This is a genomic window from Variovorax sp. 01N425 (assembly GCF_056399465.1).
The window spans coordinates 142197-168377 of sequence record NZ_JBFTRJ010000014.1; the positions used below are offsets into that span (position 1 = coordinate 142197).

At 68.9% G+C, this 26181-nt stretch carries 24 protein-coding genes; 18 read left to right on the forward strand and 6 right to left on the reverse strand.

The features are described 5' to 3' along the window. Positions 1–77: 77 nt before the first annotated feature. The 4 genes from AC1DSC_RS24125 (at position 78) to AC1DSC_RS24140 (ending at position 5385) form a co-directional block, all read left to right on the forward strand. Positions 78–818: an IclR family transcriptional regulator gene (locus AC1DSC_RS24125; protein ID WP_436034972.1), complete on the forward strand. Its 741-nt coding sequence runs from the start codon at positions 78–80 to the stop codon at positions 816–818. Between the two features lie 111 nt (positions 819–929). Next, a complete protein-coding gene (locus AC1DSC_RS24130; RefSeq protein ID WP_436034971.1) occupies positions 930–1607 on the forward strand; it encodes a haloacid dehalogenase type II in 678 nt (225 codons plus the stop codon). A 56-nt stretch (positions 1608–1663) separates the two neighbouring features. Continuing rightward, positions 1664–3838 carry a malate synthase G gene (locus AC1DSC_RS24135; protein WP_436034970.1) on the forward strand — a complete coding sequence of 725 codons (2175 nt, stop codon included), beginning with the start codon at positions 1664–1666 and terminating at the stop codon, positions 3836–3838. Positions 3839–4074: 236 nt separating this feature from the next. Beyond that, entirely contained in the window at positions 4075–5385 is a 1311-nt protein-coding gene (locus AC1DSC_RS24140) for an MFS transporter (RefSeq protein WP_436034969.1), read from the forward strand. 22 nt (positions 5386–5407) lie between these two features. On the opposite strand, the gene AC1DSC_RS24145 is transcribed toward AC1DSC_RS24140, so the two are convergent. From AC1DSC_RS24145 to AC1DSC_RS24155, 3 genes are all read right to left on the reverse strand, one after another. After that, a complete protein-coding gene (locus AC1DSC_RS24145; protein WP_436034968.1) occupies positions 5408–6202 on the reverse strand; it encodes a hypothetical protein in 795 nt (264 codons plus the stop codon). A gap of 2 nt (positions 6203–6204) precedes the next feature. After that, positions 6205–6423, reverse strand: a complete 219-nt coding sequence (locus AC1DSC_RS24150) for a hypothetical protein (protein WP_436034967.1) — start codon at positions 6421–6423, stop codon at positions 6205–6207. A gap of 319 nt (positions 6424–6742) precedes the next feature. Next, positions 6743–7678, reverse strand: coding sequence for a LysR substrate-binding domain-containing protein (locus AC1DSC_RS24155; protein WP_369664091.1), 936 nt, complete (start codon positions 7676–7678; stop codon positions 6743–6745). 82 nt (positions 7679–7760) lie between these two features. On the opposite strand from AC1DSC_RS24155, the gene AC1DSC_RS24160 reads away from it, so the two are divergent. From AC1DSC_RS24160 to AC1DSC_RS24185, 6 genes are all read left to right on the forward strand, one after another. Then, positions 7761–8078 (forward strand): DUF2917 domain-containing protein, encoded by a 318-nt coding sequence (locus AC1DSC_RS24160; RefSeq protein WP_026283921.1) that lies wholly within the window; start codon positions 7761–7763, stop codon positions 8076–8078. Between the two features lie 133 nt (positions 8079–8211). Further along, positions 8212–9390: an acetyl-CoA C-acetyltransferase gene (locus AC1DSC_RS24165; RefSeq protein ID WP_026283920.1), complete on the forward strand. Its 1179-nt coding sequence runs from the start codon at positions 8212–8214 to the stop codon at positions 9388–9390. After that, positions 9390–10196: an enoyl-CoA hydratase-related protein gene (locus AC1DSC_RS24170; protein WP_018903999.1), complete on the forward strand. Its 807-nt coding sequence runs from the start codon at positions 9390–9392 to the stop codon at positions 10194–10196. Before AC1DSC_RS24165 ends, AC1DSC_RS24170 begins: the two co-directional genes overlap by 1 nt. A 3-nt stretch (positions 10197–10199) precedes the next feature. After that, the gene (locus tag AC1DSC_RS24175; protein ID WP_436034966.1) at positions 10200–11363 is read left to right on the forward strand and encodes an acyl-CoA dehydrogenase family protein; all 1164 of its coding nucleotides are present in this window, start codon (positions 10200–10202) and stop codon (positions 11361–11363) included. A gap of 46 nt (positions 11364–11409) precedes the next feature. Beyond that, positions 11410–12666: a 6-phosphofructokinase gene (locus AC1DSC_RS24180; RefSeq protein WP_062363752.1), complete on the forward strand. Its 1257-nt coding sequence runs from the start codon at positions 11410–11412 to the stop codon at positions 12664–12666. A gap of 4 nt (positions 12667–12670) precedes the next feature. After that, the gene (locus AC1DSC_RS24185) at positions 12671–12907 is read left to right on the forward strand and encodes a cysteine-rich CWC family protein (RefSeq protein WP_436034965.1); all 237 of its coding nucleotides are present in this window, start codon (positions 12671–12673) and stop codon (positions 12905–12907) included. On the opposite strand, the gene AC1DSC_RS24190 is transcribed toward AC1DSC_RS24185, so the two are convergent. After that, positions 12898–14271: a zinc-binding metallopeptidase family protein gene (locus tag AC1DSC_RS24190; protein ID WP_436034964.1), complete on the reverse strand. Its 1374-nt coding sequence runs from the start codon at positions 14269–14271 to the stop codon at positions 12898–12900. The two genes, AC1DSC_RS24185 and AC1DSC_RS24190, sit on opposite strands and share 10 nt — an antisense overlap. 133 nt (positions 14272–14404) lie before the next feature. Here AC1DSC_RS24190 and AC1DSC_RS24195 point away from each other — a divergent pair, with 133 nt between their 5' ends. From AC1DSC_RS24195 to AC1DSC_RS24215, 5 genes are all read left to right on the forward strand, one after another. Continuing rightward, on the forward strand, positions 14405–15898 hold the full coding sequence (locus tag AC1DSC_RS24195) for a DHA2 family efflux MFS transporter permease subunit (RefSeq protein ID WP_012745600.1): 1494 nt from the start codon (positions 14405–14407) through the stop codon (positions 15896–15898). 64 nt (positions 15899–15962) lie between these two features. After that, positions 15963–17102: an ABC transporter substrate-binding protein gene (locus AC1DSC_RS24200; RefSeq protein WP_012745599.1), complete on the forward strand. Its 1140-nt coding sequence runs from the start codon at positions 15963–15965 to the stop codon at positions 17100–17102. Between the two features lie 50 nt (positions 17103–17152). Continuing rightward, the gene (locus AC1DSC_RS24205; RefSeq protein WP_012745598.1) at positions 17153–17920 is read left to right on the forward strand and encodes a class II glutamine amidotransferase; all 768 of its coding nucleotides are present in this window, start codon (positions 17153–17155) and stop codon (positions 17918–17920) included. Positions 17921–18058: 138 nt separating this feature from the next. After that, positions 18059–20320 carry a TonB-dependent receptor gene (locus AC1DSC_RS24210; protein ID WP_436034963.1) on the forward strand — a complete coding sequence of 754 codons (2262 nt, stop codon included), beginning with the start codon at positions 18059–18061 and terminating at the stop codon, positions 20318–20320. Continuing rightward, a complete protein-coding gene (locus AC1DSC_RS24215) occupies positions 20320–21621 on the forward strand; it encodes a PepSY-associated TM helix domain-containing protein (RefSeq protein ID WP_436034962.1) in 1302 nt (433 codons plus the stop codon). Before AC1DSC_RS24210 ends, AC1DSC_RS24215 begins: the two co-directional genes overlap by 1 nt. Here AC1DSC_RS24215 and gshB read toward each other — a convergent pair. Together gshB and AC1DSC_RS24225 are read right to left on the reverse strand one after the other, a co-directional pair. Continuing rightward, positions 21584–22537 carry a glutathione synthase gene (gene gshB, locus AC1DSC_RS24220; protein ID WP_436034961.1) on the reverse strand — a complete coding sequence of 318 codons (954 nt, stop codon included), beginning with the start codon at positions 22535–22537 and terminating at the stop codon, positions 21584–21586. The genes AC1DSC_RS24215 and gshB overlap by 38 nt on opposite strands. Further along, positions 22534–23799 (reverse strand): benzoate/H(+) symporter BenE family transporter, encoded by a 1266-nt coding sequence (locus AC1DSC_RS24225; RefSeq protein ID WP_018903990.1) that lies wholly within the window; start codon positions 23797–23799, stop codon positions 22534–22536. The genes gshB and AC1DSC_RS24225 overlap by 4 nt, the downstream gene beginning before the upstream one ends. Before the next feature lie 171 nt (positions 23800–23970). Between AC1DSC_RS24225 and AC1DSC_RS24230 the strand changes: the two genes are divergently transcribed. The 3 genes from AC1DSC_RS24230 to AC1DSC_RS24240 are packed head-to-tail and all read left to right on the forward strand — an operon-like array spanning position 23971 to position 26173. Then, the gene (locus tag AC1DSC_RS24230; protein ID WP_436034960.1) at positions 23971–24411 is read left to right on the forward strand and encodes a nuclear transport factor 2 family protein; all 441 of its coding nucleotides are present in this window, start codon (positions 23971–23973) and stop codon (positions 24409–24411) included. Positions 24412–24421: 10 nt separating this feature from the next. After that, complete coding sequence (locus AC1DSC_RS24235; protein ID WP_436287173.1) at positions 24422–25345, forward strand: polysaccharide deacetylase family protein; 924 nt, start codon at positions 24422–24424, stop codon at positions 25343–25345. A 57-nt stretch (positions 25346–25402) separates the two neighbouring features. Further along, a complete protein-coding gene (locus AC1DSC_RS24240; protein ID WP_278877475.1) occupies positions 25403–26173 on the forward strand; it encodes a GntR family transcriptional regulator in 771 nt (256 codons plus the stop codon). Positions 26174–26181 lie beyond the last annotated feature (8 nt).

The window sequence follows — 26181 nt, forward strand, 5'->3', positions numbered from 1 at the left end:
ACAGTTCTATCTTACAGAACTAAATTCCATTAAACAGAATTAAACCCCCGAACGACTTTCCCTGTCAAGCCAACGCCATGCCCCGCAAAGCCCAGACCGAATCGGTTTCAGACCTCAATGCCGCGCCCGGCGGCGCCGCCGCGGTCGACCGCGCATTGAGCCTGCTCTCGGCGTTCCAGCCCGGCGACGAGGCGCTGTCGCTTGCGCAGTTTGCCGAGCGCACACAGCTCTACAAGAGCACGGTGCTGCGGCTTCTGGCCTCGCTCGAACATGCGCGGCTGATCCGCCGGCAGGACGACGGGCGCTATGCGCTGGGCGCGGAGATTGCGCGGCTGCACGGCCTCTATGCGGCGTCGCTGTCGCTCGACCGCATCGTGCTGCCGGTGCTGCGCGCGCTGGCCGCAACGACGGGCGAGAGCGCGGCCTATCACGTGCGGCAGGAGCAGGGCGACAGCTGGGTGCGGCTGTGCCAGTTCCGTGTCGATTCCTCGCACGTGGTGCGCGACCACGTGCGCGCGGGCGACCTGCTGCCCAACGACCGCGGCGCCGGCGCGCGCGTGCTGATCGCCTTCGGCCCCGAGGCCGAGCGCCCGCGCGGCGCCAGGGAGCGCAAGCTGTACGACGAGATCCGCGCCCAGGGCTACTGCGCGCTGGTGGGCGACCGCACGGCCGAGCTGGCCGGCATCTCGGCACCGGTGTTCCATGCCGACGGCCGCCTGGCCGCGGCGGTCACGCTGACGATGCCGGCGCACCGCTACGACGCGCGCCACATCGAGCCGGTACGCGCCGCGGCCCGTGAGCTGAGCGGAGCCCTCTGACAAAAAGGAAGAGAAAACGCAGGTCTTCCTGCGATTACCTTCATTTTTGTCACTGATAAATCCCGATCTTGGTTATTACTTGTCGGCAAAGTATCGAATAAAGTCCAAGCCATGGATCAACCCGGCGCAGTGCTCTTCGATGCCTACGGCACCTTGTTCGACGTCTACAGCGTCGGGCAGACGGCCGAGCGGCTGTTCGCGGGCCAGGGTCAGGCGCTGGCCGCGGGCTGGCGCGACAAGCAGATCGAATACACGCGACTCGTCACCACCAGCAACCACGGCGCGCACTACCGGCCCTTCGGCGAACTCACGCGCGCCGCGCTGCGCTACACCTGCAAGCGGCTGGGCCTCGGCCTGACCGAAGCCGCCGAGCAGCAGCTGATGGACCAGTACCGCACGCTCACGGCCTTTCCCGAATGCCGCGAAGTGCTCCAGGCGCTCAAGGCGCGCGGCGTGGCCACCGGCATCCTCTCGAACGGCGACCCCGGCATGCTCGACGCCGCCGTGCGCAGCGCCGGGCTCGATGGCCTGCTGGACCATGTGCTGAGCGTCGACAGCATCCGCAAGTACAAGACGCATCCCGATGCGTACCAGCTGGGCGTCGCCGCCACCGGCCTGCCGCCCGCGCGCATCGCCTTCGTGAGCTGCAACGGCTGGGACGCACTTGGCGCCACCTGGTTCGGCTTTCGCACGCTCTGGGTCAACCGCTACCAGCTTCCGTTCGAAGAACTCGGCACGCAGCCCGAACGCATCGGCAGCAGCCTGCGCGACGTGCTCGGGTTCTTCTGACAGACACCGCTCCTCATTTCATTCAGCATTGCACCGTTCTCAAGGAGAGAAAAAACATGACCGCCCGCACCACCACCCACGGCCTCCAGGTTGCGACCGAGCTTCACCGCTTCATCGAAGACAAGGTCCTGCCCGCCAGCGGCGTGGCCAGCGATGTTTTCTGGAAAGGCTTCGACGCCATCGTCCATGACCTCGCGCCGAAGAACATCGCGCTCTTGGCCGAACGCGACCGCTTGCAGGCCGAGCTCGACGCCTGGCACAAGAAGAACCCCGGCCCCATCGCCGACATGCCGGCCTACCGCGCCTTCCTCGAGAAGATCGGCTACCTGCTGCCGCAGCCCAAGGGCGCGAAGGCCACCACCGCGAACGTCGATTCCGAGCTCGCGCTGCAGGCCGGCCCGCAATTGGTAGTGCCGATCCTCAACGCACGCTACGCGCTCAACGCCGCCAACGCGCGCTGGGGTTCGCTGTACGACGCGCTCTACGGCACCGATGCCATTCCCGAAACCGGCGGTGCCGAAAAGGGCAAGGGCTACAACCCCGTGCGCGGCGCCAAGGTCATCGAATTCGCGCGCAAGGTGCTCGACCAGGCCGCGCCGCTCGAAAACGGTTCCCACAAGATGGCGACCGGCTACAGCGTGAAGGACGGCAAGCTCGTGGTCGCGCTGCAAAGCAGCAGCACCGGCCTGGCCGATCCCGCGCAGTTCGTCGGCTACCAGGGCGATGCGGCCGCGCCGTCGTCGGTGCTGCTCAAGCACAACGGCATCCACCTGGACATCCGCATCGACCGCAGCACGCCGATCGGCAAGGGCGACGCGGCCGGCGTGAGCGACCTGGTGCTCGAAGCCGCGCTCTCGACCATCCTCGATCTGGAAGACTCGGTGGCCGTGGTCGATGCGGCCGACAAGGTGGTCGCCTATTCGAACTGGCTCGGCATCGTGCAGGGCACGCTCACCGAAGAAGTCGCCAAGGGCGGCAAGACCTTCACGCGCGGCCTCAACCCCGACCGCGAATACACCGGCGCCGACGGCCGCCCCGTGAAGCTGCACGGCCGCTCGCTGATGTTCCTGCGCAACGTGGGCCACCTGATGACCAACCCGGCCGTGCTGTATGCGGGCGGCAAGGAAATTCCCGAAGGCATCCTCGATGCCGTGGTGACCACCATCATTGCGATGATCGACCTGAAGCGCAAGGGCAACTCGCGCACCGGCAGCATCTACATCGTCAAGCCCAAGATGCACGGCCCGGCCGAAGTGGCCTTTGCAAGCGAGCTGTTCGGCCGCGTCGAGCAGCTGCTCGGCCTGCCCGCCAACACCGTGAAGCTCGGCATCATGGACGAGGAGCGCCGCACCAGCGTGAACCTCAAGGCCTGCATCGCCGAGGCCGCCGCGCGCGTGGCCTTCATCAACACCGGTTTTCTCGACCGCACCGGCGACGAGATGCACACCGCCATGCACGGCGGCCCGATGATCCGCAAGGGCGACATGAAGTCCAGCGCGTGGATCAGCGCCTACGAGAAGAACAACGTGCTGGTCGGCCTCTCGTGCGGCCTGCGCGGCAAGGCGCAGATCGGCAAGGGCATGTGGGCCATGCCCGACCTGATGGCCGCCATGCTCGAGCAGAAGATCGCGCACCCCAAGGCCGGCGCCAACACCGCCTGGGTGCCCTCGCCCACCGCCGCCACGCTGCATGCGCTGCACTACCACCAGGTCAGCGTCACGGCCGTGCAGCAGGAGCTCGAGAAGATCGACGCCGACGCGGAGCGCGACAACATCCTCAATGCGCTGCTGCAGGTGCCGATCGCGCCCGCGGCCAACTGGACCGAGGCCGAGAAGCAGCAGGAGATCGACAACAACGTGCAGGGCATCCTCGGCTACGTGGTGCGCTGGATCGACCAGGGCGTGGGCTGCTCCAAGGTGCCCGACATCCACAACGTGGGCCTGATGGAAGACCGCGCCACGCTGCGCATCTCGAGCCAGCACATCGCCAACTGGCTGCTGCACGGCGTGGTGACCAAGGCGCAAGTCGACGAGACCTTCCAGCGCATGGCCAAGGTGGTCGACGAGCAGAACGCCGGCGACCCGGTGTACCAGCCGATGGCCGGCCACTTCGACACCTCGGCCGCGTACAAGGCCGCGCAGGACCTGGTGTTCAAGGGCATCGAGCAGCCGAGCGGCTATACCGAGCCGCTGCTGCATGCGTGGCGGCTGAAGGTGAAGGGCGAGGCCTGATCTTCGGCCTCTTTCCTGAGTCAACCAACGGCACCTTCGGGTGCCGTTCTTGTTTTTATGCGTCCGGTCCGGCCTTTTTTCTTAGGTGCATTTCGAGCGTCGCAATGCCGAAGTCGTTGTCAATTTCCGAGGCGCCGTCTCGGAAATCGGTTGCTACGAGGCGTCGCCACTGCGACCCTGCGTGCCCGGCGATCAATTAGCATCCAGGTCGCCCCTCCTTCCTGGCCTCTCGCCCCATGAACCCGAACGCGGCATCCAAGCCCGCGGAGCGCCCCAGCTCACGCCTCTCCCGTTTCTCCCGCTGGTCCACCTCGACCACCGCGATGTTGATCGCCCTCGCCTCGGCCTTCGCCCTGAGCCAGGCCTTCCGCACCGTCGGCGCCATGATGGCCACGCCGCTCAGCGGCCACTTCGGCCTCTCGCCCCAGCAGATCGGCACCTGGGCAGGCACCTTCCACTTCATGTTCGGCATCATGCAGCTCGCGATGGGCGTGTCGATCGACACGTTCGGCGTGCGCCGCACGGTGCTTGCCGCCTTTCCGCTGGCCGTCGCGGGTGCCGTACTTTGCGCAGTGGCATCGAGCTTCCATGCGCTGCTGCTGGGGCAGGCGCTGATCGGTGTCGGCTGCGCGCCGGCCTTCCTGGCCTGCACGGTGTTCATCGCACGGCATTTCGATGCCTCGCGCTTCACCGCGATGTCGGGGCTGGTGATGAGCCTCGCGGGCCTGGGCATCCTGTTCACCGGCACGCCGCTGGCACTGCTGATCGAAGCCGCGTCATGGCGCGCCGGCTATGCGGTGCTGGCTGCGTCCGCCGTGCTTTCGTGGATCCTCATCTTCTGGCGCGTGCGCGACCCCGTGCGCGCGGAGGACCGCACGAGCGCGGAGACCGCGCCGGCCGAACGCCAGTCGCTGCGCAAGGCCGTGCGCGAACTGCTCCCGCTCTTTGCCATGCCGCACACGCTGGGCCTGCTGTGCTTTGCCTGCATGTCGTATGCGGCCTTCATCACCCTGCGCGGCCTTTGGCTCGGCCCCGTGCTGCACGACCGCCATGGGCTGTCGCTGGTCAGCAGCGGCAACGTGGCGCTGGTGATGACCATCGCCGGCATGATCAGCCCCGCCATGTTCGGCCGCCTCGACCCGGGCGGCAGGCGGCGCGGCCGCTGGCTCATGGGCTGCGCGTTCGCGGCCGCGGTGATCTTCGCGTTCATGGCGCTCACGCATTCGCTCGCCGTCGACATCGGCCTGCCGATCCTCTATGGCCTGCTCTCGGGCTACTCGGTGCTGCAGTATTCGTACACGCGCGCCGCCTATCCGGCGGCCATGACGGGGCGCGCGCTGTCGCTGCTCAACATGGCGATGTTCCTCGGCGTGTCGCTGATGCAGTGGACCACGGGCGTGGCCGCGTCGTGGGCCGCGTCGAACGGCGTGGAGCCGTTTCGCGCGGTGTTCCTCACGATCACGGCCATGCTGGCGGTGGGCACCCTGGCGTTCCTGTTGCTGCCGCGCGCGCACGAAAAAGCGGGCCTCGCCTCCGCGCAGCCCTGAGCGGCATCGCGCAGACGCTCGCTCAACCGCGCTCGCCCAGCCGCGAGCGCACCTCCGCGCGGCCGAGCTTGCGCATGCACTCCGCATACACGTTGGGCCGGCCGTACATCGCCATGGTGTCGGTGGTGCCGAAGGCGGGCGGCTCGCAGCCGCGGCGCGTGACCAGGCAGCGCCGCAGCACGTCGTAGCAGCGCGGCGCGGGCTCCAGCCGGCGCACCTCGGGCACACGCGCGAGCGTCACCTCCCACCAGCAGCCGTCGATGCGATGCCACTGCGTGACGGCGTCGATCACATGGCAGGGCGCGTAGGGCTTCACCACCCCTTGCGCCGCCGCCGCCACCTTCGCCTCGCGTTCGGCCTTGCGGCGCTGCGCCGAGCCGCGCCGATACCGGTTGGGCAACAGGATGCCGGTGCCCGGATGCACGAAGAGTTCGACGTGGGGCGCCTCGCGCAGCGGCACGCGGTCGCTGCCCGCCCACCACCGCGAACGCACCAGGACCTCGCCGCCGTGCATCACCGCATCGCGCACGACGAAGTCGTCGATGTGCAGGAAGATGTGCGCCTGCACCGTGCTGCGCCGGTCGATGCCCTGGCAGAGCTCGCTCCACACCTTGTCCCACGGCCGGTGCACCTGCTTGTGCAGCCAGCGCCTGAGCGGCTGGAGGTTCTCGTTGAGCCCCTTCGGGTGGTCGTAGCCACGCTTCATGCCGAGATGCGAGCCGCGCTCCCTGCTGTTTCGAAATGCGCGCCCGTCGCCCTGCACGCCACCCCCGCGCCGTGGCCGTTCGACGATGAGCTTGTCCATGTCTTCGCGCATCGTCAGCCCTCCCCCCCGAGGCTGCGCGCAGCCTTCTGCAACGCGACCTTCTGCGCGCGCCGTTCCGCACGGTGCGTGCGCAGGTGGCGGCCCGCCTTCTGATTGGATTCGCCGCGCGCGATCGCGGCCACCACGGGGTTGCGAGGTGCCGCATTCGGCACCGAAAAATAGAACCGGCCCAGACGCTTGTCGTCGTCGCGGGCCTTTCGTTGAGCACTCATGTGCGCACACTCCAGAAACAGGAAAGCCCCGGCGAATGGCTGCGCGGGGCCTTTGTCGATGGGCCTCGGCGGATGCGTGGATGCACATGCGGCCGGGGCGGTCGGTGTGCAGGTCAGGTGTTCAGGAAACGGTTCATTGAATGTGTTGCCGCCCGGGAGGTTGGTCGTCGCCAGGCGCGGATGAAAAACTGTTGCTGAAAAACGAAGGGCGGATTCTGGCGAGCACGCGCGCTGTGTGCAAGCGCGGCACCTGCGGCTGTGGCGCAAAGCCCACGCATCGCACCGAACCGGATGCGCGCGGAGCTTCCGCACAAATGCTTCAGCTCCGCTGCGCCGCCTCGGCTTCGTCGCGCAGCCACTCTGCGAACTCCTGCGCATCGCGGTTGCCCGCGGCGCGGCGCGAGGCCTCGATGAAGTAGCCGCGGTGCGAAGCCGCGCCCTCGCCGAGCGGCGCCACCAGGCGGCCGTCCTGCACCAGTTCGCGCAGCAGCGGCAGCCGGCCGATCACCACGCCCTGCCCGGCCACGGCGGCGGCCACCGCATCGGCGTACTGGGTGAAGCGCAGCGTGCTCTTCATGCGCAGGTCGTCGAGCCCCATCACCTTGAGCCAGGGCTCCCAATCGGCGGTGGGCGCTTCGCTGTGGTCCGGATATTCGACGGTGAGCAGGGTGAGCTTCGAAAAGTCCGCCGGCGTGCGCAGCGAGGCGGCAAGCTGCGGCGAACACAGCGGGATCACCGATTCCTCGAACAGCGCCGGGCCGATGCCGCGGCCGATCGGCATGAAGCGCACCGCCAGGTCGAGGCGGCTGCTCTCCAGGTCGAGCACGTCGAGCGTGGCCGACACGCGCACGTCGACCTGCGGATGGCTGCCGGTGAAGCGCGCGAGCTTCGGAATGAGCCAGAGCGACGCAAAACCCGGCGTGGTGGTGATCGCCACCTGGCGCGGCGCGGAACTGGCACGCACCCGCGCGGTGGCGTCGCGCAGCCGCTCCAGGCTGTCGGTCACGGCCCGCTGCATCACGCCGCCGGCTTCGGTGAGCGCCAGCGCGCGGTGCCGGCGCTCGAACAGCAGCACGCCCAGGCTGGCTTCGAGCTGCTGGATCTGGCGGCTCACGGCCGACTGGGTCAGGTGCAGCTCGCCGGCCGCGAGCGTGAAGCTCAGCCGGCGCGCCGCGGCCTCGAAGCTGCGCAGCAGTTCGAGCGGCGGCAGTTCGCCGGAGGCGGCGCCAAAGGCTTTCGCATTCTCTGGAAGCATGCAACGAATTCCGAATTACCGTGTGCAAGAGGAAGGCCGGTTCACTATATTCATTCGTATCACGAATGCAATGGAGCTTGCCATGAGCACCCAGCCTCTTTCTTCTTCCCGCTTCCAGGTCAGCCTGCCGACCCGTTCCATCTTCTCGGTGCCCGATGGCGCCGGCGTGGGCATCGAATGCCGCAGCGGCTCGGTCTGGGTGACGCTCGACCGCGATCCGCGCGACATCGTGCTTGCGCCGGGCGAGCGCTTCGAAGGCAGCGAGCACCGGCGCGTGCTGGTGTCGGCGCTCGAAGCCTCGTGCATCACGGTGTCGGACGCGCAGCCCGCGGCCATGCCGCTGCCGACGCGGCGCCGGTCGCCTTGGCGACTGCTGCCGCTCGGGTTGTCCCCGGCTTGACCTGAGTCGCCCCGGCATCGACCCTCGATGCCATGGACCTTCTAAGCACCGAACGCCGCCGCCGTGACGGGCGGCTTTTTTGCGTTGGGCGCCGCGCGGGTCACGCTGATTTCTTTTCTGGAGGGACATGACCATGGCAGAGGCATACATCGTGGCCGCCGCGCGCACGGCCGGCGGGCGGCGCGGCGGCAAGCTCGCGGGCTGGCATCCGGCCGACCTGGCGGCGCAGGTGATCGACGCACTGGTGGCAAGGAGCGGCATCGATCCGGCCGCGGTGGAAGACGTGATCCTCGGCTGCGTGAGCCAGGTGGGCGAGCAGGCGACCAACGTCGCGCGCAACGCGGTGCTGGCCTCGAGGCTGCCCGAGTCGGTGCCGGGCACCTCGGTCGACCGGCAGTGCGGCTCGTCGCAGCAGGCGCTGCACTTTGCGGCGCAGGCCGTGATGTCGGGCGCCATGGACGCGGTGATTGCGGGCGGCGTCGAAAGCATGACGCGCGTGCCGATGTTCACGCCCAATGCGCTGCCGGCCAAGGCGGGCCTGGGCACCTACATGAGCCCGGCCATGAAAAGGCGCTACCCCGGCGTGGAGTTCAGCCAGTTCACCGGCGCCGAGATGATCGCGAAGAACTACGGCATCGACAAGGATGCGCTCGACCGCTACGCGCTCGAAAGCCACCGCCGCGCCATGGCCGCGACGCGGTCGGGCGCGTTCGAAGGCGAGATCGTGCCCATCGAGATCCTGCAAGCCGACGGCAGCGGCACGGGCGAGCGGCACATGGTGGACGAAGGCATCCGCTTCGATGCCACGCTCGAAGGCATTGCGGGCGTCAAGCTGATTGCCGAGGGCGGACGCTGCACCGCCGCCACCGCGAGCCAGATCTGCGACGGCGCGAGCGGCGTGCTGGTGGTGAACGAACGCGGCCTCAAGGCCCTGGGCGTGAAGCCGATCGCGCGCATCCACCACATGAGCGTGATGGGGCACGACCCGGTGATCATGCTGGAGGCCCCGCTGCCCGCCACGCTGCGTGCGCTCAAGAAGGCCGGCATGCGCATCCAGGACATCGATCTCTATGAAGTGAATGAAGCCTTCGCGCCCGTGCCCATCGCCTGGCTGGAGGCATTGGATGCCGACCCCGCGCGGCTCAACGTGAACGGCGGCGCCATCGCGCTCGGCCATCCGCTGGGCGCCTCGGGCACCAAGCTCATGACCACGCTGGTCCACGCGCTCGGCCGGCGCGGCAAGCGCTACGGGCTGCAGACGATGTGCGAAGGCGGCGGCATGGCCAACGTCACCATCGTGGAGAGGCTCTGATGAACGCACCGCAGCCCTATGTGCTCTACGCGCTGGCCGACGGCGTCGCCACGCTCACGCTGAACCTGCCGGCCAAGCTGAACCCGATTGCGCGCGAACTGCAGGTCGAACTGCGCGACACGCTGGAGCGCATCCGCGACGACCGCGCGGTGCGCGCCGTGATCCTGACCGGCGCCGGCAAGGCCTTCTGCGTGGGCGCCGATTTGAGCGCGATGGCGCCAGGCGGCGAAGGCAAGTCGCTCGGCGCGCAGACTGCGGAGTGGATGCAATCGCTCAGCAACCCGCTGATCGAGACGCTGCGCACGCTGCCCGTGCCGGTGGTGGCAGCCGTCAACGGCGCCGCTGCGGGCGCCGGCGTGGGCCTGGCGCTGGCGGCCGACGTGACGGTTGCGGCGCGCAGCGCCTATTTCTACCTGCCCTTCCTGCCCAAGCTCGGCATCGTGCCGGACCTGGGCTGCACCTGGGCCATTCCGCGGCGCACCGGCCGGGCACGCGCGATGGGCATGGCGCTGCTCGACGAGCGCCTGGGCGCCGAGCAGGCGGTGCAATGGGGCCTGATCTGGGCCTGCGCGGACGACGAACAGCTGCTCGACGAAGCACGCGCCATCGCACAGCGGCTCGCCCGTCTGCCGGCGCATGCGGTGGCCGAGGCGCGCGAAGCCTTCGAGGCCGCCGAGCGCCACACGCTGGCCGAGCAACTGCACTACGAAAGCGAGCGCCAGCGCGAGCTGATCGACCGCCCCACCTTCCGCGAAGGCGTGAGCGCCTTCCTGCAGAAGCGTCCGCCAAGCTTCCCCGGGCGCTGAGCCATGATCGAACGCACGCTTTTCAGCGCCGACCACGAGGCCTTCCGCGACAGCTTCCGCCGCTTCATGGACAAGGAGATCGCGCCCTTCCACGAGGCGTGGGAAGAACAGGGCTACGTGGACCGTGCCGTGTGGTCCAAGGCCGGCGAGAACGGCTTTCTCTGCATGGCGCTGCCCGAGGCCTACGGCGGTGCGGGCGCCGACCTGCTCTATTCGGTGATCCAGTTCGAGGAACTCTGGGCGCGAGGCTTCACGGGCATCGGCTTCGGGCTGCACAGCGAGATCGTGGCGCCGTACGTCCTGCGCTACGGCACCGAGGCGCAGAAGCAGCACTACCTGCCCAGGCTCGCGAGCGGCGAGATGGTCGGCGCCATCGCGATGAGCGAGCCCGGCGCGGGCAGCGACCTGCAGGCGGTCAAGACCAGCGCCATCCGCCAGCCCGACGGCAGCTACCTGCTCAATGGCAGCAAGACCTTCATCACCAACGGCTGGCATGCCGACCTCGTGATCGTGGTCGCCAAGACCGACCCGGCCGCGGGCGCCAAGGGCACCAGCCTGTTCCTGGTCGAGCGCGGCATGCCGGGCTTCGAAAAAGGCAAGCGGCTCAAGAAACTCGGGCTGAAGGCGCAGGACACCTCCGAGCTGTTCTTCGACGACGTGCGGCTGCCGGCCGACGCATTGCTCGGCGACGCCGCGCAGCTGAACCGCGGCTTCGTCTGCCTGATGGAGCAGCTGCCCTGGGAGCGGCTGCAGATCGCGATCAGCGCGGTGGCTGCGTCGCAGGCGGCCATCGACCAGACCGTCACTTATGTGAAGGAGCGCAAGGTGTTCGGCCAGCCGGTGGGCAGCTACCAGAACACGCGCTACACGCTCGCCGAGCTGCAGACCGAAGTGCAGGTGGCGCAGGTGTTCGTCGACAAGTGCATCGAGCTGCTGATGGCCGAGAAGCTCGATACCGCCACCGCCAGCATGGCCAAGTACTGGACCACCGACCTGCAGTGCAAGGTGATGGACGCCTGCGTGCAGCTGCACGGCGGCTACGGCTTCATGTGGGAGTACCCGATCACGCGCGCGTATGCCGATGCGCGGGTGCAGCGCATCTATGGCGGCACGAACGAGATCATGAAGGAGGTGATCACGCGGGCGATGGGCCTCGGCGGGCGCTGAAACAGCACCCCTGGCGCCCGGCCTGAGGCTGCGGGAGAATCGCCGCATGCCCATCCTCAACGCCTTCTACGCCCAGTCGGGCGGCGTCACCTCGGTCATCAATGCGTCGGCCTGTGGCGTGATCGAGACCGCACGAAAACACCCGGACCGCATCGGCAATGTCTACGCCGGGCGCAACGGCATCATCGGTGCGCTGACCGAAGAACTCATCGACACCGGCGCCGAGCCGGCCGAGGCGATTGCGGCGCTGCGTAGCACGCCCTCGGGCGCCTTCGGCTCGTGCCGCTACAAGCTCAAGTCGCTCGAGAAGAACCGGCGCGAATACGAGCGGCTCATCGAGGTGTTCAAGGCGCACGGCATCGGCTATTTCTTCTACAACGGCGGCGGCGACTCGGCCGACACCTGCTTCAAGGTGAGCCAGCTGTCGCAGTCGCTCGGCTATCCGCTGCAGGCGATCCACGTGCCCAAGACCATCGACAACGACCTGCCGCTGACCGACTGCTGCCCGGGCTTCGGCTCGGTGGCCAAGTACGTGGCGGTGTCGACGCTGGAGGCCTCGTTCGACGTGCGCTCGATGGCGGCCACCTCCACCAAGGTGTTCGTGCTCGAGGTGATGGGCCGCCATGCGGGTTGGATCGCGGCGGCCGGCGGGCTCGTGGCCGACCATGGCATTCCGGTGGTGGTGCTGTTCCCCGAGATCGAGTTCGACAAGGCGCGCTTTCTCGCGCGCGTCGACGAACTGGTGAAGCAGCACGGCTACTGCTCGGTGGTGGTGTCCGAGGGCTGCCACTACCCTGACGGAACCTTCCTGGCCGAGCAGGGCACGCGCGACGCCTTCGGCCATGCGCAGCTGGGCGGCGCGGCGCCGGTGGTGGCGCAGATGGTCAAGGAGGCGCTGGGCCACAAGTTCCACTGGGCCGTGGCCGACTACCTGCAGCGCGCGGCGCGGCACATTGCCTCGGCCACCGACGTGCGCCAGGCCTACGAGCTGGGGCAGCGCGCGGTCGAGCTCGCGCTCGAAGGCCGCAACGCGGTGATGCCGACCATCGAACGCACCTCCGATGCGCCCTACACCTACCGCATCGGCAGCGCGCCGCTCGACGCGGTGGCGAATGTCGAAAAACCGATGCCGCGCGACTTCATCTCGGACGACGGCTGGGGCATCACCGACAAGTGCAGGCGCTACCTGCTGCCGCTGATCGAAGGCGAGGACTACCCCGCCTACCGCAACGGCCTGCCGGTGTACGCCACCCTGCGCAACGTGGCCGTGCCCAGGAAGCTGCCGGCCTTCGAGCTCGCCTGACGCGATGGAAACGGCCACCGCCACCATCGACACCACGCGCTGTCCGCTGTGCGGCGAGGAGAACCGCTGCGCGATGGAAACCGCGCGCGAAACCGGCCAGCCGCAACCGCCCTGCTGGTGCATGGCGGCCGACTTCGGCAAGGCGCCGGTCGCGGCCCTGCCGCCGGCATCGCGCGGCAAGGCCTGCATGTGCGCCCGCTGCGCCGCGGGGATAGCGGCGGCCGAGCCTCGTCAGGACTGAGCGGCGCCCTGCTGCTGGTTCTGGGCCTGCGGTACTGGCGCGGGCGCCGCTTGGGAAGCAGCTGCGGGGGCTTTTGCCTCCGGCGGCAGCGGCACGCCGGGCGACGCGGCTGCGGACATGCCGCGGTCACGCTGCTGCGTGATCACGCAGTGGATGAACTGCAGCTTGCCGACAGCCACGCGCGGCAGCACGAAGGGGTAGTAGTCGGGCTGGCCCATGCTGCGCGAAAGTTCGTTGAGCACGTTGGTGAGCAGCACCCAGCCGTTGAGAAAGTCCAGGAACTTGGCGGCGCCGGGATGCTCGGGCTGCCAGAGGTCTTCCGCGGTGAACAGGTCGGTCGCAAGCTCGACGTTGGTGGCGTCCACGCCAAAGCTCATCGCCGTGTCGGCGGTGTCGGCCATGTGCAGGTAGTGGGCCCAGGTCTCGGCCCAGTCTTCCCAGGGATGCATGCTCGCGTAGCTGCTCACGAAGCGGTTGGCCCAGTCGGGCGGCGGGCCCTGCTCGTAGTGCTGCTGGAGCGCCGCGGCGTAGTCGGCGCGCTCGTCGCCGAAGAGTGTGCGGAACCCGTCGAGCCACGGCGTGGGCTGCACCAGCAGGTCCCAGTAGTAGTGGCCGACCTCGTGGCGGAAATGCCCGAGCAGCGTTCGGTAGGGCTCGCGCATTTCGGCGCGGATGCGCTCGCGCACCGCGTCCTCGGCCTCTTCGGCGTTGAGGGTGATCACGCCCTGTTCATGCCCGGTCATCACATGCGGGCCGCCCGGCATGTTGCCGAGGAAGTCGAAGGCGAGGCCGTGCACCGGATCGGCATGGCGGCTGACCACCGGCAGCCCGAGCGCGAGCAGCTGCGAGATGAGCCGGCGCTTCGCATGCTCGAGCTTGCGCCAGAGTTCGCCATTGCTCTCCACCGAGAGATCGGGGATGGTGCGGGTGACGCTGCAGGCCAGGCAGTAGCCGGGCGCGAGGCCGTCGGTGTTGAACGAAGGGTCGTCGCCCTCGCGCGGGGCCGGCACCATCCAGTTGCAGCTGGCGGCGGTCATGAGGTTGGCGCAGCGGCGGTAGGTGCGGCCGTCGGGATTGCCGAACACGGTGAAGAGTTGCTCTTGTTCTTCAGGCTCGGCGCCGTCGGCTGCGCCGCCCTCGGCCTTGTCTTCGGCCTCGACCGGCGCCAGCGGCACCACGCCCAGGCGCTCGATCACGTAGCCGAGCGGCGTGCGGCAGGCCAGGCACTGGCTGTTGCGCAGGAACACAGGCCGGCCGCACTGGCAGCGGTAGGCGCGGCTCACGGTGGGCGCCGCGAGTTCGGAGGCAAGGTGGGAGGGCGCGCCCGGTTCGGGAGCGCTGGCATGGTCAGGTGGCGTATTCATGTCGTTGTTCTGGAAAGGCAGCGCGGGACAGCGGTGCATTGTGTGACGCGCAGGTGCCGGCTCCGCCGCGCAAAGCCCGATATGCTTGTAGGACGACGGACCCGCATCAAATAAAAAAGCCGGGCCAGCGCCCATGACCACCACTCCCAAGCCCGAAGCCGCTTCGCCGGCCCCGCCCTCCATCGGCACCCTGCGCGAACGCTACGGCCCGCGCTACCGCTGGTACCTGCTGCTTTCGGTGATGGTGGGCGTGATGGCGTCGATCATGTCCTCGACCATCGTCAACGTCGCAATCCCGGGCATGAGCCACCATTTCTCGCTGGGCCAGGAGCGCGCGCAGTGGGTGAGCTCGGGCTTCATGGTGGCGATGACGGTCTCGATGCTGACCACGCCTTGGCTGCTGTCGCGCTACGGCTACCGGCGCACCTACGCGGGCACGATGGTGCTGCTGCTCGCGGGCGGCGTGGCGGGCGGGCTGGCCAACAACTTCTCGCTGGTGCTGCTGGCGCGCGTGGCCGAAGGGCTTGCGGCGGGCGTGGTGCAGCCGATTCCGGCCATCATCATCCTGCGCGCCTTCGAGCCGCATGAGCAGGGGCGCGCGAGCGGCATCTTCGGCATGGGCGTGGTGCTGGCGCCGGCCATCGGCCCCAGCATCGGCGGCGTGCTGGTCGACCTGTTCGGCTGGCGCTCGATCTTCTTCATGGTGGTGCCGTTCTGCCTGGCCTCGCTCTGGCTGGCCTACCGGTTCGTGCCCACCACGGCGCCCGGCGGCGTGGCGGCCACGCGCGGCAGCGGGCTCGACTGGCGCGGCCTTGCATTAGGCACCGTGGGCACGCTCTGCCTGCTGAACGGCCTGGTCGAGTTGCGCGGCGATTCGCCGCTGCAGGCCGGCCTGCTGCTGGCAGCCGCGGCGCTGGCCTTTGCAGCCTTCGTCTGGTGGCAGCGCCGCCATGCGGCCGGCGGCGGCGAACCGCTGATGAACCTGGCGCTCTTCCAGTACCGCCAGTTCGCCATGGGCAGCGTGGTCGCCTTCATCTACGGCACGGCGCTGTTCGGCTCCACCTACCTGCTGCCGGTGTACATGCAGGTCGGGCTGCAATTGTCCGCGTCGCACGTGGGCACCATCCTGCTGCCGGCAGGCATCGTGCTGGCCCTGACCATTGCGGGCGTTGGCCGGCTGGCCGACCGGCAGCCGACCTGGATGCTGGTGAGCATCGGCCTGGTGCTGCTGGCGGCTTCGTTCGCGCTGATGGTGGTGCTCCGGCTCGACAGCGCGCTCTGGCTGCTGGTGGCTTTTGCGATCATCGGGCGCATCGGGCTTGGCTTCATCCTGCCCTCGCTCAACCTCGGCTCGATGCGGCCGCTGGCCAAGCCGCTGATTCCACAGGGCGCCAGCGCGATCAACTTCCTGCGCATGCTGGGCGGCGCGGCCGGCGTGAGCCTGTGCGCCATCGTGCTCGAGTGGCGGCTGGCGGCGCATGGCGATTCGCTGGCCAATGCCGCGAGCAGCCCGGCGCGGCTGGCGGCCTTCGACGAGGTGTTCCTGATGCTGGCGGCGCTTTGCGCACTGGCCATTTGCGCGGCCTGGCAGCTTCGGCAGTCCGATCCGGCAAGGGTAAGCACTTAGTAATACTTAAGCACCCATCGTTTCTAATTGTTAGCATTTGTTAGCTAATGATGGGATGGGTTTCATGCAACGCAGAAGTTTTGTCGCCGGAACGGCGGTTTTCGCAGCGGGCCTGGCCCATCTCTCGTCCGCGCAAGCGGCCGAATCCGGGGTGACCGACACCGAGATCGTGCTCGGCAGCTCGGCCGTGCTGAGCGGCCCGCTCGGCTCGCAGATCAAGGTGGTGCACAACGGCGCCGCGCTGGCCTTCGACGCCATCAATGAGCAGGGTGGCGTGGGCGGACGCAAGATCAAGCTGGTGGCGCTGGACGACGAGCTCAAGCCCGAGAAGGCGGTCGAGAACTACGCCAAGCTGCTGAACGACCACCGCGTGTTCGCGTTCTTCGGCTGTGTGGGCTCGGGCACCACGGCCGCCGCGGCCAAGCTGCTGCAGCAAAGCGGCGCGCCCAGCGTCGGCGGCTACGGCGTGGGCGACAGTGCGCGCGAACGCGTGGCGGGCTCGGCCTACTTCGTGCGCGCCAGCAATGCACGCGAAGCGCAGGCGCTGGTCGAGCACCTGTCGACCATCGGCGTGAACAAGATCGCGATCGCCCACCTGGACAATCCCGGCGGCGTGGAGGCGGTGAAGCTGATCGAGGCGGCCATGGCCACGAACAAGCAGGCACCCGCCCTGGTGGTGTCGGTGAAGGGCGACGGCTCGACCTCCGCGGCCGCCGGCAAGATGCTGGCCGACAGCCAGTCCCAGGCCGTGCTGATGTACCTGGCCGGCACCGTGGCCGGCGAGGTGATCAAGGCGACCTATGCGGCCGGCAGCAAGCCGATGTTCTATGGCATGTCGATCGTGCCGGGTGAGGTCACGGCCAAGGTGGTGCAGCTGCAGGCCAGCGGCCTGGCCATCTCGCAGGTCATGCCCTACCCCTGGGGCGAGGTGGAATCCGTCACGCGCGACTACCGCCGGCTGGCCGAGCGCGCGCAGGTGCCGGTGGGCTACGGCAGCTTCGAGGGCTACCTGAACGCGCTGGTGATGATCGAGGCGCTCAAGCGCACCGGCCGCGACCTGACGCGCGCGCGCCTGCATGCAACGCTGCGGGCGTTCAGGCTGCGACTGGCCGGCATGGACATCGACTTCTCGACCGGCGCCAATGCCGGCTCGCGTTTCATCGAGATGGTGCGCGTCACGCCCGAAGGCCGCTTCGTGCGCTGAACCGGCGATGGGGTTCGCCGGGCAGGCGGCGCTCGCGCTCTAATAGCGCCATGTGCCAACTGCTTGGAATGAACTGCAACACGCCCACGGACGTGACCTTCAGCTTTACGGGCTTCGCGCAGCGCGGCGGGCGCACCGACCACCATGCCGACGGCTGGGGCATCGCCTTCTTCGAGGACCGCGGGCTGCGCCACTTCGTCGACCACATGCCCGCGAGCGAGTCGCCGGTGGCCGAGCTGATCCGGCGCTACCCGATCCAGAGCCGCAACGTCATTGCGCACATCCGCAAGGCCACGCAGGGCGCCGTCAACCTGCAGAACTGCCACCCCTTCGTGCGCGAGCTGTGGGGCCGCTACTGGGTGTTCGCCCACAACGGCGACCTGAAGGATTTCCGCCCGCGGCTGCACGGCAACTTCCACCCGGTGGGCAACACCGACAGCGAGCACGCCTTCTGCTGGATCATGCAGGAGCTGGCCAAGTCGCATGCGGGCGTGCCGAGCATCGAGGAGCTCACGCTCACGCTGCGCGAACTGGCGCCGCAGCTCGCGGGCCACGGCACCTTCAACTTCATGCTGTCGAACGGCCAGGCGCTCTGGGCCCACGCCTCCACCCACCTCTGGTACGTGGAGCGGCGCCACCCCTTCGTCACGGCGCAGCTGTCGGACGAAGACCTGGAGATCGACTTTGCGCAGCACACCACGCCGAACGACCGCGTGGCGGTGGTCGTGACCGCGCCGCTCACCACCAACGAAAGCTGGACGGCCTTCGCGCCCGGCGAGCTGCACGTGTTCGTGGACGGACAGCTGGCGCCGTTCTGAAGCGGTCCTGTCCAGCAGGGCTTCGATTGACGACTTTCCCCTGACACTTTTCCGCAACATCGCGGGAAAGTTTCGAAATCATGGGCTTTGTTATCGAATAATAACGGTTCTCATTTGTATTACAGATTGAACCGTTCCATGTCCGCTGCTCCGTTTCCCCGGCTTCGCCCGACCGTGGCCGCCTCGCTGCTCGCCCTGCACGCCGTGGCCGCCCTTGCACAGACCACCGCGGCGCAGCCGGCCGCCTCGCCCTCGCCGTCTTCATCGAACGGCACGCTGGCCACCATCACCGTCGAAGCCAGCGCCGACGCCTCGGCCGAGGGCCTGACCAAGCCCTACGCCGGCGGCCAGGTGGCGCGCGGCGGGCGCGTCGGCATCCTGGGCAACCAGGACATGATGAGCACGCCGTTCTCCGGCACCAGCTACACCCACGAGCTGATCCAGAACCAGCAGGCCAGGAGCGTGGCCGACGTGCTGCAGAACGACCCGACCGTGCGCGTGGCGCGCGGCTTCGGCAACTTCCAGGAGTCGTACTTCATCCGCGGCTTCATCGTCAACTCGGACGACATCGCCTACAACGGGCTCTACGGCCTGCTGCCGCGGCAGTACATCTCGTCCGAACTGTTCGAGCGGGTGGAAGTGTTCCGCGGCGCGAGCGCATTCCTGAACGGCGCCACGCCCTCGGGCGGCGGCATCGGCGGCAACATCAACCTGCTGCCCAAGCGCGCGCCGAACGAGCCGCTCACGCAGGTCACGCTGGGCACGGCCAGCGGCTCGCAGGCCTATGCCGCAACCGACATCGCGCGCCGCTTCGGCCCCGACCAGAGCGTGGGCGTGCGCCTGAACGCCGCGCACCGCGACGGCGGCACGGGCGTGGACGGCGAAGGCGTCAAGCTCGACGTGCTCTCGGTGGGCCTGGACTGGCGCAGCCGCGATGCGCGCATCTCGGCCGACATCGGCCACCAGGAGCATCGCCTGCGCAACACGCGGCCCAACGTGACGCTCGGCAGCGGCGTCACGGTGGTGCCCAGGGCGCCCGGCAACAGCACGAACTTCGCGCAGCCCTGGACCTATTCCTACGAGCGCGACACCTTCGGCTCGGTGCGCGGCGAGTACGACATCACGCCGGACATCACGGCCTGGGCCGCCGCCGGCGCGCGCAGCAGCTACGAGAACAATTCCCTCGCGGGCCCGACGGTCTCCAACGGCCTCACGGGCGCGGCCACGATGACCCGCTTCGACAACACGCGCGAGGACAAGGTCAAGACGGCCGAGATCGGCGTCCGCGGCAAGCTGCGCACCAGCAGCGTGGGCCATGAATGGGTGCTCGGCTATTCCTACTTCGACCTCGAGAAGAAGAACGCCTACGGCATGGGCCTGGGCGCCGGCGGCACGCTCAACACCGGCATCTACTCTCCGCGCAGCTATTTCCCGCCGGCGCTGACCTACCTGGGCAACGACCTCGCCAACCCCGCGCTCAACGGCACCACCACGCTCAAGAGCCTGGCCATCGGCGACACGCTGTCCTTCATGGACGACCGCCTGCGCCTGACGCTGGGCGCGCGCCGCCAGACGATCGAGACCGCCGACATCGGCTACCGCATCGTGAGCAACGGCCAGCAGACCGCCGCCGGCGGCACCGTCACCTCGTACGACCAGAGCCGCACCAGCCCGCTGGCGGGCATCGTGTTCAAAGCCAACGACCGGCTGTCGGTCTATGCGAACTACATCGAAGGGCTGGCGCAGGGCGAAACCGCGCCCGCCCAGTCCGGCGGCCAGCCGGTGCTCAATGCCGGCCAGCAGCTGCGCCCCTACGTCTCCAAGCAGAAGGAGGTCGGCATCAAGTACGACGCCGGCCAGGTCGGCGGCACGCTGGCCTTCTTCTCCACCGAGAAGCCGCGCGCCTTCGTGCAGGGCAACTACTTCTCCGCGAACGGCAAGGACCGCCACCAGGGCGCCGAGCTCAGCGTCTTCGGCCAGGTCAGCAAGGGCCTGCGGCTGCTGGGCGGCGTGACCTGGCTGGACGCCAAGCAGAAGGACACGGGCAGCAGCACCACCGACGGCAAGCGCGTGATCGGCGTGCCCAAGGCGCAGGGCAGCATCGGCGTCGAATGGGATGTGCCGGGCGTGCAGGGCCTCTCGCTCGACGGCCGCGTGGTGGCGAGCGGATCGAGCTACGCCAATGCCGCCAACACGCTGCGCGTGCCGGGCTGGACCCGCGTGGACATCGGCGCGCGCTACGTGACCGAAGTGAGCGGCAAGCTGCTCACCCTGCGCGCGCGCATCGAGAACCTGGCCGACCGCAACTACTGGTCCTCGGTCGGCGGCTATCCCGGCTCCGGCTACCTGGTGCTCGGCGCGCCGCGCACGTTCAACCTCTCGGCCACGCTCGAGTTCTGATGCGCGCCCTTGCAACCGCCGTGCACCGCTGGGCGGGACTGGCGGTGGCCCTGTTCCTCGTCGTCTCGGGGCTGACCGGCGCCGTCATCTCGTGGGACCACGAGATCGACGGCTGGCTCAACCGCAAGCTCTACGACACCGCGAGCCGCGGCCCCTTCAAGGATCCGTTCGAGCTCGCCGCCGCGGTCGAGGCGCACGATCCGCGCGCGCGGGTCGCCTACCTCCCGCTGGGTTTCGAGGAAGGCCACGCCGCCGGCTACTTCGTGCAGCCGCGCACCGACCCGGCCACCGGCAAGCCCTTCAGGCTCGGCTACAACCAGGTGTTCGTCGACCCGGTGACGGCCGAGGTGCGCGGCCGCCGCGACTCGACCGCGATCTCGCTCAAGCCCGAGACGCTGATGCCCTTCCTGCGCAAGCTGCACTACATGCTGCACGTGCCGGCGATGTGGGGCACCGACCGGCTGGGCTACTGGATCATGGGCACGGTGGCGCTGGTGTGGCTGCTCGACAGCTTCGTCGCGCTCTACCTCACGACGCCGCGCCGGCTGCGCCAGGCAGTGCATCCGGCGCACCGGCCCGCGGGCGCCTGGTGGCAGCGCTGGAAGCCGGCCTGGACGGTGCGCTGGGCGGCCGGCGGCTACCGGCTCAACTTCGACCTGCACCGCGCGGGCGGGCTGTGGATGTGGCTGCTGATCATCGTGATCGCCTTCACCTCGTTCTCGCTGAACCTCTACAAGGAGGTGTTCCACCCGATGCTCTCGCTGGTGTCGAAAACCACGCCGGGACCGTCGGCGCTGGTGCCGCTCGCGCCGCTGGGCACGCGCATCGAGCCCGCCATCGGCTTTCGAGAGATCGTGTCGCGGGCCGATGCCGAGGCGCGGCGGCGCGGCTGGACCACGCCGCTGGGCGGCGTGTTCTACAACGCGCGCGGCGGCTTCTACAACATCTCGTTCTTCGACCGCGCCTCGCACGACGACAGCGACGGCATGGGCCTGTCGAACCTCTACCTCGACGGGCGCGACGGCCACCTGATCGGCAGCAACCGGCCGTGGCACGGCACGGCGGCCGACGTGTTCGCGCAGCTGCAGCTGCCGCTGCATGGCGGGCGCATCCTCGGGCTGCCGGGGCGCATCCTGATGTCGGCCATGGGCCTTGCGGTAGCGATGCTGTCGATCACGGGCATCGTGATCTGGGCGCGCAAGCTGCGCTCGCGGCGGCTGCAGGACCGGCGCCAGCGCGAACCGGCCGGCGCGGCCCCGGCGCTCAGGCAGGGCGCAGGGTTTTCTCCAGCGCGTCGATGAACATTGCCGGCACGTCGAAGCCGGTCTGCTCGGTGATCTCCTGGAAGCAGGTCGGGCTGGTCACGTTGATCTCGGTCACGCAGTCGCCGATCACGTCGAGCCCGATCAGGAGCAGGCCGCGCGGTGCAAGGGCGCGTCCCACGGTTTCGGCGATCTCTCGGTTGCGCGGCGTGAGCGGCTGCGCCACACCCTTGCCGCCGGCCGCCAGGTTGCCGCGCACTTCGGTGCCCTGCGGAATGCGCGCCAGCACGAAGGGCGCCGGCTCGCCCGCAATGATCAGGATGCGCTTGTCGCCCTGCACGATATCGGGCACGAAGCGCTGCACCATGATGGTCTCGGCGCCGTTCTTGTTGAGCGTCTCGACGATGGAGCCGAGGTTCAGCGCGTCCTGCCTCACGCGGAAGATGCCCATGCCGCCCATGCCGTCGAGCGGCTTCAGGATGATGTCGCCGTGCTCGGCATGGAAGTCGCGCACGGCCTGCGCGCTGCGCGTGACCAGCGTGGGCGTGGTGAACTGCGGAAACTCCATGATCGCGAGCTTCTCGGGATGGTCGCGCAGTGCGCGCGGCTTGTTGACCACGTGCGCGCCTTCGCGTTCGGCCTGCTCGAGCAGGTGGGTGGCGTAGATGTACTCGGCGTCGAAGGGCGGGTCCTTGCGCATGAGCACCGCGTCGAAGTCCTTCAGCGCCTTCGACTCGCGGATGTCCTTACGGTACCAGGCCTTGCTGTCGCCGGTGAGCGTGATCTGCTGCACGTTGGCCGTGACCAGCCCGCCCGACACCCACTGCAGCTCTTCCGGCAGGCAGGCCGCGATGCGGTACCCGCGGCGCTGGGCCTCGCGCATCATCGAGAAGGTGGTGTCCTTGTAGATCTTGAAGTGATCGAGCGGATCGGCGACGAAGAGGATGTTTTTCATCTGGGAGTCTTTCCGGCGCCGGGTGTGGCCGCCATGTTGCTGCTGTCTGGCGCGATGTTGCCGGAAGCGGCGATGCCCTTGCCGGCGGAGGCCTTTGTGCGCCCGGCCTGCTGCACCGCGAGTGCGAGCGCGCCCGCCACCACGCCCCAGAAGGCCGAGCCGATGCCCGCGATGGCCACGCCCGAGAGCGTCACCAGGAAGGTGATGACCGCGGCCTCGCGGTGCGGCTCGTCGCGCACCGCGGCGGCCAGCCCGCTGCCGATGGTGCCCAGCAGCGCCAGGCCGGCAATGGCGGCGACCAGTTCCTTCGGAAAGGCCGTGAGCAGCCCGGTGACCGCTGCGCCGAAGAAGGCGATCACCACGTAGAGCGCGCCGCAGCTCACCGCGGCCGTGTAGCGGCGCGCCGGGTCTTCGTGCGCCTCGCGGCCCATGCAGATGGCGGCGGTGATCGCGCCCAGGTTCAGGGCAAAGGCACCGAAGGGCGCAAGCACCAGCGTGGCGAGGCCGGTTGCCGTGATGATCTTGCTGATCGGCAGGTCGCCGTAGCCTGCGGCGCGGATGGTCGCCACGCCCGGCAGGTTCTGCGAGGCCATGGTGACGATGAAGAGCGGCAGCGCCAGGCTCACGATGGCCTGCCAGCCGAACACCGGCATGGTGAACACCGGCCAGGTGAGCGAGAACTGCACCGCGGACACGCTCATCTCGCCGCGCGCGGCCGCAAAGGCAACGGCCGCCAGCAGCGTGAGCGGCACCGCATAGCGCGGCAGCAGGCGCCTGGCCACCAGGTAGGTGCCGAGCATCAGCAGCACCAGCGGCAGCGCGGTTCTCGCGGCGATGAAGGCGTCGAGCCCGAAGCGCGCGAGCACCCCGGCCAGCAGCGCGGCGGCAATGGCCATCGGGATCCGGTTCATCACGCGCTCGAACCATCCCGTGGCGCCCGCCAGCACGACCAGCACCGCGCAGGCGATGAAGGCGCCGACCGCCTCGCCCATGCCATAGCTGCCGGCCGCCACGGCGAGCACTGCGGCGCCCGGCGTGCTCCAGGCGATCATCACCGGCTTGCGCCACCACAGCGACAGCACGATGGACGGCAGGCCCATGCCGATGCCCAGCGCCCACATCCACGAGGCCGCAAGCTCGGGCGTGGCGCCGAAGGCCTGCGCGGCCTGGAACACGATGGCCACCGAGCTCGTGAAGCCCACGAGCACCGCGACGAAGCCCGCAGTGAAGGCCGAGAGGCTCAGATCCTTGAAAAAACGCATCGGGCGATTGTGCCGGGGACGCCGCGGCTTCGCCCAGCCTCCAGTGCCGGCGGCGCGCTCATGGATTGTCGACAATTCCCTTCAAGTTACGTCGACAATCGGCATGAGAATTGCTGCAGCACTGCCGTGCTTTCCGCCATGCACCGCCATGGCCCCCACGCTGGAGAACCCATGAACACGCCTGCTTCGCCCGATGCACCCCCATCTCCGCGTCCTTCCACGCCCGCCGAGGTGGTCGACGAATTCCTTCGCCTCGTGATGATTCCCGACCCGCAATCGGCGTCGCGCTTCACCGCGCCCGACATCCGCATCCGCTTCACCGGCAACCGCGAGATGCAGGCACCCGGCGACACCTCGGCCTTCAATGCGAAGCGCTACGCCTGGGTGAAGAAGAAGATCGAGCGCACCGAAGTGGTGGCCGGCGGCACGGCCGAGGAAACCGTGGTCTACAGCCTCGGCACGCTGTACGGCGCCTGGCCCGACGGCACCGCCTTCGAAGGCAACCGCTATGTCGACCGCTACGTGGTGCGCCACGGCCTCATCAGCCGCATGGACGTGTGGAACGACAGCGCCGAATGGCTGCTGGTGCGCGCCGGGCTGGCGGTGCTGTGAGGCCGCGCGCATGACCGCACGCTGGCCCGAGCGGCTTCCCACGCACGGCCGCTTCGGCTACAGCGCGATCACGCGGCGGCCCGACTACGCCTGGCCGAACGGCGCGCGGCTGGCCGTGTACATCGGCTTCAACATCGAGCATTTCGCGTTCGGCGACGGGCTGGGCGCCTGCATCGGCCCGGCCTCGCCGCAGCCCGACGTGCTGAACCACGGCTGGCGCGAATACGGCAACCGCGTGGGCGCCTGGCGCTGCCTCGAGCTGTTCGATGCGCTGGCGCTGCCGGCGGGCGCGCTCGTCAACACCGCTCTCTACGACCACTGCCCGGAACTGGTCCAGGCCTGTGTGGCGCGCGGCGACGAGCTGATCGGCCACGGCCACAGCAATGCGGAGCGGCAGGGCGCATGGGACGAGGCGCACGAACGCGCGCTGCTCTCAGGCTGCCGCGAGCGCATGCAGCGCGAAAGCGGCCAGGCGCCGGCCGGATGGCTGTCGCCATGGATCTCGGAAAGCGCCGTCACGCCCGACCTGCTGGCCGAGACCGGCTACGGCTACACGCTCAACTGGTGCCACGACGACCAGCCGGTGCGCATGCGCACGCGCGGCGGTGGCTCGATCTGGTCGGTGCCGTATCCGCAGGAGCTCAACGACATTCCGATGATCGTGGGCCGACTCATGGACGCCAGGGATTTCAGCGCGATGGTGGTCGACAACTTCGACGAGATGCGCGAGCAGTCGCGCGCGCAGCCGCTGGTGATGGGGCTCGCGCTGCATCCCTACATCGTGGGCCAGCCCTACCGGCTGCGCCACCTGCGCACCGCGCTCGCGCACCTGGCGCGCGCGCGCGACCGCGGCGACATCTGGTTCACCACGCCCGGGGCGATCGCATCGCACATGCAGCAGCTTGCGGCGGACCGGCCCGCGGACTTTGCATAAGCCCCGGCACGCGCCGCACGCGCTCGATAATGGGCAGGTTCCCCCATCGACTGCGCCATGCCCCGTTCTTCTTCGCCGCCGCCCAAGCCCGCCACCGCGCCGCGATCCACCCGGCGCAAGCTGCCGCCCACCGGCGGCGCCGCGGCAAAGAACGAGGGCAACGGCGACATCGAGGAACGCATCTTCCGCTCGGTCTTCGAAGGCGTGGCCAGCCAGCGCCTCGCGCCCGGCACCAAGCTGCCGGAGGCATCGCTGTGCGAACTGTTCGGCGTGAGCCGCGCGCTGGTGCGCAAGGTGCTGCAGCGGCTCGCGCACGACCACATCGTGGAACTGCGGCCGAACCGCGGCGCCATCGTCGCCATGCCCTCGCCCGAGGAGACGCGGCAGATCTTCGAGGCGCGCCGCGCGCTCGAGGCCGCGCTGGTGCGCATGGCGGTGCGCAATGCCACGCGCGCCGAAGTCGCCGAGCTGCGGCGCCACCTGAAGCAGGAGCATGCGGCGATGCACCGCTATGCGCAGCCCGAGTGGGCGCGCCTGGCCAGCACCTTTCACCTGCGCGTGGCGAAGCTCGCGCGCAACCCGATCCTGGAGCGCTACCTGAGCGAGCTCATGTCGCGCTGCTCGCTGATCGTGGCGCTCTACGAGCCGCCCGGCAATGCATCGTGCGAACACGGCGAGCATGCGGACGTGGTCGATGCCATTGCGCGCGGCGATGCGGACGAGGCCGTGCGCCTGATGGAAGCGCACCTCCTGGTGCTCGAGAAGAACATCGCGCTCGACCGGCCCGCTTCCGGGCGCAGCCTGGGCCAGATGCTGGGACTGGGCTGAGCGGCGGC

Coding starts and splice junctions, on each gene's coding strand:
- AC1DSC_RS24125 (WP_436034972.1), top strand. CDS start 78: ATGCCCCGCAAAGCCCAGACCGAATCGGTTTCAGACCTCAATGCCGCG.
- AC1DSC_RS24130 (WP_436034971.1), top strand. CDS start 930: ATGGATCAACCCGGCGCAGTGCTCTTCGATGCCTACGGCACCTTGTTC.
- AC1DSC_RS24135 (WP_436034970.1), top strand. CDS start 1,664: ATGACCGCCCGCACCACCACCCACGGCCTCCAGGTTGCGACCGAGCTT.
- AC1DSC_RS24140 (WP_436034969.1), top strand. CDS start 4,075: ATGAACCCGAACGCGGCATCCAAGCCCGCGGAGCGCCCCAGCTCACGC.
- AC1DSC_RS24145 (WP_436034968.1), bottom strand. CDS start 6,202: ATGCGCGAAGACATGGACAAGCTCATCGTCGAACGGCCACGGCGCGGG.
- AC1DSC_RS24150 (WP_436034967.1), bottom strand. CDS start 6,423: ATGAGTGCTCAACGAAAGGCCCGCGACGACGACAAGCGTCTGGGCCGG.
- AC1DSC_RS24155 (WP_369664091.1), bottom strand. CDS start 7,678: ATGCTTCCAGAGAATGCGAAAGCCTTTGGCGCCGCCTCCGGCGAACTG.
- AC1DSC_RS24160 (WP_026283921.1), top strand. CDS start 7,761: ATGAGCACCCAGCCTCTTTCTTCTTCCCGCTTCCAGGTCAGCCTGCCG.
- AC1DSC_RS24165 (WP_026283920.1), top strand. CDS start 8,212: ATGGCAGAGGCATACATCGTGGCCGCCGCGCGCACGGCCGGCGGGCGG.
- AC1DSC_RS24170 (WP_018903999.1), top strand. CDS start 9,390: ATGAACGCACCGCAGCCCTATGTGCTCTACGCGCTGGCCGACGGCGTC.
- AC1DSC_RS24175 (WP_436034966.1), top strand. CDS start 10,200: ATGATCGAACGCACGCTTTTCAGCGCCGACCACGAGGCCTTCCGCGAC.
- AC1DSC_RS24180 (WP_062363752.1), top strand. CDS start 11,410: ATGCCCATCCTCAACGCCTTCTACGCCCAGTCGGGCGGCGTCACCTCG.
- AC1DSC_RS24185 (WP_436034965.1), top strand. CDS start 12,671: ATGGAAACGGCCACCGCCACCATCGACACCACGCGCTGTCCGCTGTGC.
- AC1DSC_RS24190 (WP_436034964.1), bottom strand. CDS start 14,271: ATGAATACGCCACCTGACCATGCCAGCGCTCCCGAACCGGGCGCGCCC.
- AC1DSC_RS24195 (WP_012745600.1), top strand. CDS start 14,405: ATGACCACCACTCCCAAGCCCGAAGCCGCTTCGCCGGCCCCGCCCTCC.
- AC1DSC_RS24200 (WP_012745599.1), top strand. CDS start 15,963: ATGCAACGCAGAAGTTTTGTCGCCGGAACGGCGGTTTTCGCAGCGGGC.
- AC1DSC_RS24205 (WP_012745598.1), top strand. CDS start 17,153: ATGTGCCAACTGCTTGGAATGAACTGCAACACGCCCACGGACGTGACC.
- AC1DSC_RS24210 (WP_436034963.1), top strand. CDS start 18,059: ATGTCCGCTGCTCCGTTTCCCCGGCTTCGCCCGACCGTGGCCGCCTCG.
- AC1DSC_RS24215 (WP_436034962.1), top strand. CDS start 20,320: ATGCGCGCCCTTGCAACCGCCGTGCACCGCTGGGCGGGACTGGCGGTG.
- gshB (WP_436034961.1), bottom strand. CDS start 22,537: ATGAAAAACATCCTCTTCGTCGCCGATCCGCTCGATCACTTCAAGATC.
- AC1DSC_RS24225 (WP_018903990.1), bottom strand. CDS start 23,799: ATGCGTTTTTTCAAGGATCTGAGCCTCTCGGCCTTCACTGCGGGCTTC.
- AC1DSC_RS24230 (WP_436034960.1), top strand. CDS start 23,971: ATGAACACGCCTGCTTCGCCCGATGCACCCCCATCTCCGCGTCCTTCC.
- AC1DSC_RS24235 (WP_436287173.1), top strand. CDS start 24,422: ATGACCGCACGCTGGCCCGAGCGGCTTCCCACGCACGGCCGCTTCGGC.
- AC1DSC_RS24240 (WP_278877475.1), top strand. CDS start 25,403: ATGCCCCGTTCTTCTTCGCCGCCGCCCAAGCCCGCCACCGCGCCGCGA.